Below are 10,896 nucleotides of genomic sequence, written 5' to 3'. Positions count from 1 at the left end.
GCTATACGCTCAGCTAGCTTCTAGGAGCAATTTAGATTTAGAGCGCATTGTCCGCGCCATGACCAATTACCCAGTCCTAGTTGCAGGAGAAGGGGAATTTGACACCGAACTAATGCGCCTAACTCCCCACTCCTACTGCCTTTTGATATACCAACCACTAGAGCTTGTTTTTGCAAAGAAGTTGAGGTTGGTTTTAACCCTTGGCTTTTAGATTCATAAGCGATGGAAAGAGCATAATGCCTAATCAAGTATTTACCCTTGTAGCGTATAGCAGCAAAGGGAAAGCCGTGTAAGATATCATCGGGTACAATCGTGAGGGCGCGAACGTGCTTGGGTAGATTCTTAAGCAATTGCGGAATTTCTAAGATTTGTGCCAATTTATCAGTGACATCCTGCGCCACTTGCGTTACCGATGTCATCTGCGCTTGATAATCAATATCGTGTTCCACCGGATTCATATCTCGCTTCTTTTGTTCAGAATCAGGATTGTCTATCAGCATCAGGTCTCGATTTCTGTTAATACCCTCGATATTTTTGTACCAGACCTGCACAAGATTACGTACTGCGAGACGGGTCGTGGGAATAACGCGAAAATCAAACAGAAGTCGCCCTGTGATCACTACTAGGACGCGATCAGGTAGAATCAGAAATGTCAGAGTAACTCGGTTTTTGGGGTGTGTAAGAAGGCGCAGCCAAAGTGATTCAGAGGGTAGAATTTTCACTTCCGCAGTGTCGGCTTTGATTGTACGCTTTGCTAAAGCATCCTTGTATCTATCAATATGTTCGACTAAAGCATTCAGCTTTCTCATCAACTGCAAACGTCGCCATGGACGTAGCCAAAAAGCACCTGTTTTAAGTCGGTCTTGCAAACGCTCTAACTGATTAATCCGTGCAGCAATGTATTCTTCATCTGCTGTCCATTTATTTAGTAGATAAAATACTTGGTCTTCTGGTGTCAGGGATGAGGTTATTTGTTCGAGTAACTGATTTGTGGATGCTGTTAAAGCTTCTATTTCGGGGAGTGGATAGTTTAACCTTGTACGACACCAAATTAAAATCCGTTGTACTTGCCAAAGTTCTGGTTTTAAACTTATGGACTCTAATTGAGGAGAGACTTCCTCTAAAATTTGGTGCGCTTGATGAATCTTAGCAAGGCTGTTTTTTTCTGTGCCTTGGTAGTAAGCAAATATGCCTTCTAGTATCCGTATTTGTACTTTAACAAGATGGGAATCAGTACACTTAAAGACTCGTTTAATGTGTTCAAGTAGATCGCCTGCAGTGTTTAGGTTAAGGTTGCTCAACTGCGATTGAAAAGCTAACGCACGGTCTTCGAACCAAGCCAAATAATTAGGAGATTGAGTTGATAGGTCTAGTCTTTCTTGTACTTGTGCTATGGTTTCACTTTTGTGTCTTTTTTTACGCATCTCTAAGACTGAGAGTTCAACGGGACTAGCTCCTACAAGGGAACGACTACGGGCATCGCAAAGTTGTAGTAATAATTCTACCCGCGATAATAAAGCTTTATCACCAATGGTAGAGGCATTAATTTGAGTGTCTGCTAAATAATCGCGGGCTGTGCTGGTTTGGTTGAGGAGAATTAAAATATGGGCAAGATTAAGGTTAGAACGCAATACTGCGCGTTGTGAACGAAGTTGACGACATGTTTCTTGAACTCGCCGAAATTGCTTTAATCCTGCACCCAAGTTTCCCCACAACAGATGGAGTTTGCCAGATAGCTCTAACCAATGGATAAAATATTCTGGGTGTTCTTTCTGATTGAGTTGCTCTTGCAAATGGGAAAGGTAAGTATCTGCATCGTCAAGGTTTCCTTTTTCAATCAGAGCGGAGGCGATCGCCAACTTGAGTGGTAGTACGGTTTGCTGTGCTAAAGAAGGTACTTTCTCCCCTTGAGAATGAAACAAACCTTGGCGCAAAGCAACAAGAGCCTCACCATATTGTCCCAAAGCAGCCAACAACCGTCCCATTGCTAAGTATAATTCAGCAAACAATACTATTCGGTCTTCTGGATTGCTATCTCGCCAAAAGCAACGCGTTTCCCATTGCGATAACCCTGTTAACGAAAATTCAATGTTATTAATATTACCAATCCGAGGAGCCATTTCTTGCAATAAGTTTTGTGCTTGGTGTAAACTCCCCCTATCTGTACAAAGTTGAATTCGTCTTAAGCGTGTATAGTCAGCAGAAGATTCGCTGTTTGCCTTTTCGTATAAACCAACAGCACCACAAAGCAAATTATCTGCTACCTGAAATTCACCTAATACCCCGGCTAGATCAGCAAGTGACAAGATGACTTTTAAATCTGCATCGATCAACTCCGAATGTAGGAGACGGTAGGTAAAAATTTGGTGTAAATCATCATAGGCACCTAATAAATCACCATCACGCCATTTTGTTTGTGCTACTTCAAAAGCAGCATTGAGTTCATCAAAAGAATCGTATGACAAAATATCACCTCATTGTTTATAATAATAAATGTATATTTGCTATCTATAAAAAATAAGGAAGAATCTTTCTTTGTTCTTCCTTATTCGTATTCCGGCTTCAGATAGTGTCAGATTTCGTTACTACATAAACAGGTTTTTCTAGAATACATTCATTATTTTTATTCTCCCCTTGTTTTGGACAACAGTTCGTATTTTTATTCTGGTCTTTTTCGTCCTGTTTCTCACATTTGCCATCAGGCGAAAAGCCTTGAGAATTATTATTGAATCGAAACCTTAAGGAATTGGCAATATTATTGCCTTTATATTGAGTGGAAGGGTTGCTGGAAGCGCCAACATCCCCGAAGCCTGTACGACCAATATTTACATCACCAATTTTTCCTGGTTTGAGTTGATAAGCTCTCACTCCCGAACCAGAACCAACACTTTTTGCTACTCCGCCCTTAAAATCTAGGTTATTTAAGCCAGGAGAGTCTTGGACGTAAATAAATTCTGTATCAGTCTCAATTGCGTGGAAGTTAAGTTTACTGATTTCGTCGAAGAAATTCCCAACAGCTGGTTTAGCCCCTTCAAGAGTAATGATTTGTAAATTAAGTTTTCCTTGGTGTATGTCCACTAATGCTTGACGCATCATCAAGTCTGGGTCTTGACCATGCAACTTAATTGCTTTGTCAATTAAGTTCGAGGCTTTGGTATAATTACCACTTTTGAGCGCTGCATCAATCTTTTGAGTTTGCAGTCCTAAGTCTATTTTCTCTGCCAGAATATACCTTGTTGGGTCTTCAACAAGCCTTTGAGCTTCTTGATGAGGATTAAAGTGTTCTTGAGGATTTGCTCCTCTGCCAGAAAATTCTTGAAATCCTTTTGTTTCCTGCAATACCTGCTCTTCCTTTAAGGATTCGAGATGAAAAATGCGCGCACCATCTTCTGGTTCTGCAACAGCCATCAGCCCTTTTGTCGGAGGGGTAGGCGGTTTACCAGTTCCCCCCGCTGACCGTTCACTGAACTTAACCCATCCTGAAGAATCAGAAAATTTAACGTAATAATGATTTGGTTGGGATGGGGAATACCTAATTTGGGCAACATTTTCCTTACCCTTAAGAATATCTAGAGGATTACTTTTTGCCGTACTAAGGTTCGAAGCCAATTGATAGCCAGCGTCTATTTCACGACTTTCAAATTGAACTTTAAAACCATTGTGCGTTTTAGTTACATTCAAGTTACTAAATCCATTATCGTTGATGGCGTTTTCTAACTTTATTCCGTTTGGTAATTTGGTAATGCTACTGGCAAATGGTTGATTCGTAAGTTCTGTATTGGGACTGCGGAGTTTGGTCTCTGATTTTACTTCAACTATAGTTTTGCTAACGTTTTTACTTATAGGTTTTAGTCTGTATGTTGTACCATTTAAAGTTTTGAATTCTAAGTTGTTGGGCTGAACTTTTACAGAATCATAGTTGATGTAAGATCTGAAACTAGGTTTGTTAAGTTCAATGGTCTCACTTAAAGGAGTCCGATTTCGAAACATACCTCTTCTAGCGAGAGAGACTCCTCCATAAAAATATTGTTGTTTTTTGCCAAATCTAGCAAATTCTTCTGATTTCACTAAACTTAAAGCTTCTGTCTTTGTACCTTTGTAATTTTTAGGTAGAAATTTTATTTTTTCCCATCGTCGGAATTTCAAACGATCGCCTTGCTTTTTCACCCAATCAGGGAACCAGTTATCGGGTTTAACATTTACTTTTTCTAAAAATTCCAAAGTATTGCTCTGTCCTGAATCATTAAGCCAGTTAATGACTAAGCTCCATTTCATAATTTGATTGAGCCGTTGATATTGCGGCTCAAATCGAGCAACTTCTTCGTAGTGATTATTCCACCACGATAGAAAAGCGCTGACACTAGCACCAGCAGGTTCTTCTATACCTGGTTTCAAAGGGTTAGATGAAGCAGCATAAACTTGCGTCGCATTGCGAGCAAAAATCAGATTGTTACCCTGATGTGCCACCTGAAATCCCTTATCATTTGGTCCTAGCCATAACCGAGTATAAGATAAATCTTCAAATTCTTGCTTATAAATTGATGAAATAGCTATTCTGGTTTCAGGCTGGAAATCTTTAATACCTGTTTCAATTGTAGAATTTTCAAAATTGAAGTCCCAAAGTTTCATTAATAAGTCGGTATAGAACAGAGTCATGCCAACTTCTGTTCCCCGCAAAAAATCACCATCGTAACGAGCATATTGAAAACCCTGAGTTCTATCTGCCTCTAGAAAATTTTTCAATGGTGATAACTCTTGTTCAAATTTTGCCCGAAAAATGTCTTCCCATTCTTTATCCTTCTGACTCTTAATCTTTTTCTGTATTTGCTGTAATTGCTGATTCTTTTCAATGATTATTTTTTGATATATCAAATCAATTTCTTCTTTTGTTTTACCTGATTTTTGGGCAGATGTAAGATCAGTGTCAATTTGCGTTCTAAGTTGCTGCTTGTATTGGTTGGTTTCATTTGTTTCTTCCTGATAGAGCCTTTGCTTTTCTGGCTCAATCTCTTGCTTTATTTTTTTTGCAAGATCTCCTTCTCTATAAATTTTAGAGTATTCAGGTGTCTGGAAAAACTTTCTTATTTTCTCAGTTAATTGTAAATATCCAACTATCTTCTCCTTGGGCATTCCTGGTTTTGTTTGTTGAAGTTCCTGTTTTACTTTTTGGATTTCTTGCTTGCTAATAAGCGGTTGACTATTTACCTTAAAATATTGTAGTAATGGAGTGACTTCATCTAAAGCTTTTTGTAATCCAGGATAGTTGTAGTCCCAATCCAGAGAAAAACCACTACCATTTACTAGCCCCTCTCTACGTCCTTTCGCGTAAGCTTTTTCAATTTCTTTTTCTTGTTCAAAATCAGGTAGATTTTTTAAATTTTCTGCTAATTCGCGCTGAAATAGTGCCAATTTTTTATCGATTTTACGTTCCGATTGCCAAAGTGTAGCTATCTCACCCAATTTGATATCATTTTTGTTAATGTCTTCAGGTTTTACGTTATGAATTTTTCGTCCACCTATAGTAAGACTGCTGCTATAGGAATGAGGAGATGTAACTTGGGCAAAGGTAATGTCATCCACCTTGCTCAGAAAATTTTGCAGGTCGTTCTGGTTCTCAATAGTAGTTTCGTAATAGCCATAATCACTGCTAAATATTTTGGCAGCAGTTATATTATCACTTCTGGTGATAATGGCAGACTGTTTGTCTGAGGTAATTTCGTATTCAAATACCTCAATAATTTGCGGCTTTTCACCTTGGTCTTTGCGATGAAGGTCAGCAATATGGGCAAGGTCATCCACGCGTTGTTCAGGTTTAGTACCCTTTAGCACAAGAGCAACTACTTTACCATCACCAATGTAGCGAGAGCGAGTAGTACCATACTCAAAATTGGCAACTGGACTCATGAAATCATAGCGGACTGTCGGAAGGTCATAAATACTCTGGTTAATTTTTTCGCTATTAAGTCCTTTACCAGATAGAACTGTTATTAATAACCAATCGCGTAATTGGTCTAATTTTTGACGTTCCGTCAACTTATTAAAGCCTTGATTTGGTTCAAAGTTGATGACTTGAGGTTTATTTAGGGGAAAATTTTTCTCAGTTGTGAATTGTGTTGTTTGTGCGACAGATCGAGGTGCACTGGTCTGAGCGTACACAACTCCCAAAGCTACGGGGGATGCAATAAGAAGAGTAAAGCTTAACAACTCAACAATTTTTCTGGTACTCATGACTGTTTCTCCTGTGCGATCGCTGTTTTCTGTAATTCTTTATAGAGTTCTAAATATTCTTGGTCTGTTTGTTTAAGTTGCGCCTGTGGTTGTTGAGCAAACCAACGAACCAAGGACTCTTCGTAAATTTCTATTACCTGGGGAGTCCGTTGATCTTTGTGAAAAACAGATGTGTTGCTAAAAAATTCTTTAGAAGCTTTTAGCACTGCTTCATCGTTTTGTGCTTGCTTCGCCACCAGGATCGTTTGATAAGCATTTTCTCGCGTTGTGACCGTGGTTTTTTCTCGAACCACAATCCAAGCAGTCACAACTACCAACACGCTTGCAATTACTGCTTGTAACTTAATACGTTTGTCTTGGGAACTTAGCAACCACGGAATAAAAGGTTCTGTACTAATTTGGAACCGTCTAGATGTCGGCGTGAGGATAGGGATAGTTTCCGAGTGTTGTGCGGGAGGTGTTATCAAAACGCAATGTTCCCCTTCCCCAAATAAACTGTGTTCTATGTAGCTACAGATTTGCGTAGCATTTAACAAAGCCAAATCTGGTTTACTCTCAACTACCTTTTGCCAAGCATTTGGGACTTCTGCATTTGTCTTGGGAGGCTGTTTCAGTATACTGTTAACTGCCTCCAATAATTGGAGTGCTGTTGTTGTTAATTTACTAGTAGATTGAATTGGCTTTGTTTTGCCATTAGATGTATACATAACCCCATCAACCGACTCAGCCCAGCCATCAACAGGTTCTGGTAGACCAATAGAATACCAAAGATAAGCTGCTTGCGCCGTCTGAAAAGCTGTTGCAGTTTTCGTTGCTTCTTGCGAATCAATATAGTTGTTCATTGGTGCAAAGCCTTTTTTGGCTTCAATTTGCCACTGTTGCTCTTTGGGGTTTACTGGTAGACCATGTCTAATGTCCACGAGCAATTGGTTCATCTGCTCTTGCCATTGACTCATCATTTCCATTAGATCGTGGCGAGTTCTGTAAACTTTCGGCTCGAAGGGATTGTAGGTGAGTGCCTTCTGGACACAGAGGAGTGACTCAGACAGTTGGCTATTGTATTTTAAACTAACTGCCCGCAAGTGGTATAAACGACTAAGCCGTAGAAAAATAATCTGATTGTAAGGATAATGCTTGAGGTATTTTTCTAACTCTTTGATCCCATAGTGCAAGATTTTAGCGTTTTGATGGTGTTCTACTGCAGTGTTTACACCCTCCCTGTATTTTGCCAAAGTCGCTAAGTAATGAATTTCTACCAGTTCACCTTGAAACTTAATATCATTGGTTAAGTAGTTCAGCCTGGCTTGGCAGTAATTAATTGCTAGCCGCCATTTTTTAGCTTCTTTACAAGCATCGATTCGCTTTTGCCAAGCTTCTCCTAGGAGCGATCTCACTTCCTCACCAGATACACCAGATATTTTAAACCACTGCTCTATATAATCAATATGAACAAAAGCACGCTCTTTCCAAGAGGGTTTTATTATTTTCCCTATCAGCCCGTTATAAAAAGCACAGTGAGTATCGATAAATAATTCATCTAGCAATCGCTGACGTAATTGTGGTGGGTCATTCATCACTGTTGCTTCAGGATGACTTGCTACAGCTAATGCTATCTTTTGCCATACTTCATCTTGTTTTGCTAATGTCTTGAACTCAATTTGTACCTGTCGCCAGTAAAAATCAGCCCGTTGGCACTTTGATTTCAATTCTGCTTCTATCGCGAGTTCATGCTGATGCAATAAACTCCCAAATTGACCAAGAGCGTCAGTATGGGAACGAGAAGATGTTTGCCTTGCGATCGCTAAAAGATTACAAGCAGCTTGTTGGTCAGCAGTTAATTTGGCTTGTTCGGAATTTTGTGTGTACGGATTTTCTGAGATGATAGAAAAGATTCGGTCTTGGGGATGATATGAACGTGTAACCATGAAAAGCAGCCCTTTAGGTTATGTTTGATCAAAAGTTGAAATGTGTGTTTGTATGTCTTTAGTTTTTTCCAAATCTTTATAAGAAAAATAATAGGATGTTTTTTGTTTGTCTTTTGATTTTTGCCAACCTATTAAAGAACTCATCAGAAATACGGCTGTCAATGCAAGCAATAAAAACATAAGAGTTTTACTTTTTTTAAACAGGTTCACATGAACCACATTTTTGCTTGATGCCTTACTTGAATCTGATGCATCTAGCTTTTGAATTGGTTTTTCATAATGAGAAGGTTTAGGAAAATTGATTCTTTGAGGTGCCGTAGTTGTGATCATAATTTCACTGGTGAACCAATCATTCCATGTTTCAGGATTTTGGGACTCGTTCTCGCAGGAAACTATCGCTCGTGGCTGTAAGTTAACATTATTTAATGAACGTGTGTAAATTGTTTCAATACTATCTTGTTTCAACAACTTACCATCAAATTCATTAGTACTTACAATCAGCTTAAGAATATCTTTATATTCTTTTATTTTCTGTTTCAAAATATTCTGAGGGATAGAAATACAAATGTTTTTTCCTTCAAAAGCCCAAGCTTCTTGTCCTGGTTCGAGCCAAATTCCAGTTTGATCTCCAGCAAAAGGAATAGCCTCAACCGCGTAACGTTCAGTTAAGTTTAGTAAAACACAGTAAAGTGTTTTGTTACTTGTATTAGTTAATTTAATCCGGATTGCGGGAGGTCGTAATTTATCTTCATAAACTTCGTACTGCAAAGAAATTTGGTAATCTTGAATCTCTAAATTTTGTTGATAAACCTGCATCAGCACCGCATTAGCTTGAATCAAACTGTTTGCAGGACTCGATAAAGTGGCAATATTTATCCATCGAGCAATATGTTCTAAAGCCTGAATTGCTTGTTGAGCGCTTTCTAAGGTAAATCCTGGAATTGGGTATATTATTTGACGACGATCACTCACACGAAAGATGGTATATTCATCATCCAAAGCCGATAACTCAAAATCCGCATCGATATAATCGGATACTTCATAGATATAAAGTGAAGGACTTGCCCCAAAACTAGCTTTTTGGATGGCTTGACGTGCAAAGTTAATCCCACTTTCTTTTCCTTCAAGATAAACTTTCAACGGGGATAAAGGTTGACTAGTTATGACAGCTTTGTAGATCAGTTGTGGATTTAATTCTTCTCTTTCCCCTGAGATATTAATTTTACTTAACTGTGGTAGCACTTCAGTAATTTCTGCCACAGCAATTGCATTTTGTAACTGGTTGGTATCAACTACATCAATAGGGAAAATAGCTAATCTTGTCTTTTCAGTTCGGTTACTATAAATAATCCCATGAACGGCACCCCCATCAATACTCCAACCGTTGAATCCCTCGTAAATAACTGTAAAGTACAGATGTTTTTTAACAATTGCACCTCCTAAAAAAGGCTGGTCTAAGTAACTTAAATTTGTTGCTTCAATTTGTGGCGATTGTTTTGGATAAAAACTGCGTACTAAAGCATTAGTCCGTTTGAACAAATCTCGATAAGTCAAACTGCTATTGTGTAGCAGACTATCAAGTAAAAAGTAAGAGAACGCTCCTCTCCTCTGATTTAGAGTACAGTGTTCTTTAGCTTTTTCATTGTCTCGACAAGCAGCTAAGAATATGTATTCTCCCTTCGGTAGAGAGAAACTACCAGAACGTAAGTTATTAATTTCTTCTTCGGAAAAGATAAAGCTAGAAAGTGGACGTTCCCTCAAATCATTCTCAATCGAACGTACACCTATATAATTCTTCTCCCCGCGTGTTCCTCCACCAGAGTGACAAGAATCGAAAATTAGAACAATGTGCGGATTATTTTGAGAAACTTCTGCTATTAATTTGGCAATTTCTTTATCAGCTAAATCCCAAACATCATCTGTTCGGCTATCCCAACAGACTAAAGTTTCATTCAAATGGTCGGGTTCTAAATACCAAAATTCTTGTGCAGCTACTTCTTGAGAACCGTGTCCACTGTAGTAAAATAGTGCGATATCGTTGTTCTTAGCTTGACCCAGGTGTTCTCGAAAAGTAGTAATAATTGCTTGACGAGTTGCTTCGTGATTTATCAGTTTCTTGATGTATAAATTATCGCCATTACTTGCAACCCGTTTTCTTAAAAACTCATCAATCGCGATAACATCATTAACGCATCCTTTTAGAGGAGTAATTCCAGGAGACTTATAATGATCAATTCCAACTATTAAAGCGTAAATACTGCGGCTCATAAATTTATACCGTACTAGACTTTAATCAAAATTTTCCCAAATACATTTTTTCTACAAAGTTGAAAATAACAAGGTATAGAATCACAAAAATTATTAACTAAATAACAAATTTCTCAGTGACACTATCTTCTCCCATACTGATTTTCAAACTAAACTTATCTCCTACATCACCTCTAAATCTAAGTTGCAACCAGTTACTTGCTCTTGCTTGTTTTTCAAGTTGAGGAATTGGGTTATCTTGATCATCTAGTAATGTCATCTTGACCCCATCTAGTAAGAAGATCGATTCGCTAGCTGGGTAAAGTCGTAAGATGATTTCAAGTTGATCCTGCCTTAATCGTCTTTGCTGAATAATTAACAAAACTGGTTGTGAAACATGGTATAAGCGAATAATTTTTGCTGCACCTACTTCTTCTTCAGTCGCATTCACTGGCGGAATATCCTTTGCGACATACCTTGCAACAGATAACTCCCA

At 38.5% G+C, this 10,896-nt stretch carries 4 protein-coding genes and 2 pseudogenes; 1 reads left to right on the top strand and 5 read right to left on the bottom strand.

The annotated features are described in order from the left end of the window. Positions 1-127 (top strand): annotated as a pseudogene (locus G4P69_RS39680) (asparaginase); the annotation flags it as partial. 13 nt (positions 128-140) lie between these two features. Here the strand turns inward: G4P69_RS39680 and G4P69_RS39675 are convergent. The 5 genes and pseudogenes from G4P69_RS39675 to G4P69_RS33360 form a co-directional block, all read right to left on the bottom strand. After that, a pseudogene (locus G4P69_RS39675) lies at positions 141-419 on the bottom strand (CHAT domain-containing protein); the annotation flags it as partial. Positions 420-2,562: 2,143 nt separating this feature from the next. Next, a complete protein-coding gene (locus tag G4P69_RS33375; RefSeq protein ID WP_208338896.1) occupies positions 2,563-6,228 on the bottom strand; it encodes a hypothetical protein in 3,666 nt (1,221 codons plus the stop codon). Next, the gene (locus tag G4P69_RS33370) at positions 6,225-8,153 is read right to left on the bottom strand and encodes a hypothetical protein (protein ID WP_208338895.1); all 1,929 of its coding nucleotides are present in this window, start codon (positions 8,151-8,153) and stop codon (positions 6,225-6,227) included. Before G4P69_RS33370 ends, G4P69_RS33375 begins: the two co-directional genes overlap by 4 nt. 18 nt (positions 8,154-8,171) lie before the next feature. Continuing rightward, entirely contained in the window at positions 8,172-10,421 is a 2,250-nt protein-coding gene (locus tag G4P69_RS33365) for a caspase family protein (protein ID WP_208338894.1), read from the bottom strand. Between the two features lie 97 nt (positions 10,422-10,518). After that, positions 10,519-10,896 (bottom strand): DUF1822 family protein (locus G4P69_RS33360; RefSeq protein ID WP_208354110.1); only part of this gene is annotated, 378 nt, incomplete at its 5' end.

The sequence above is a fragment of the Aetokthonos hydrillicola CCALA 1050 genome (genome assembly GCF_017591665.1).
GTDB lineage: Bacteria > Cyanobacteriota > Cyanobacteriia > Cyanobacteriales > Nostocaceae > Aetokthonos > Aetokthonos hydrillicola.
This window is presented reverse-complemented; position numbering and strand designations above follow the sequence as displayed.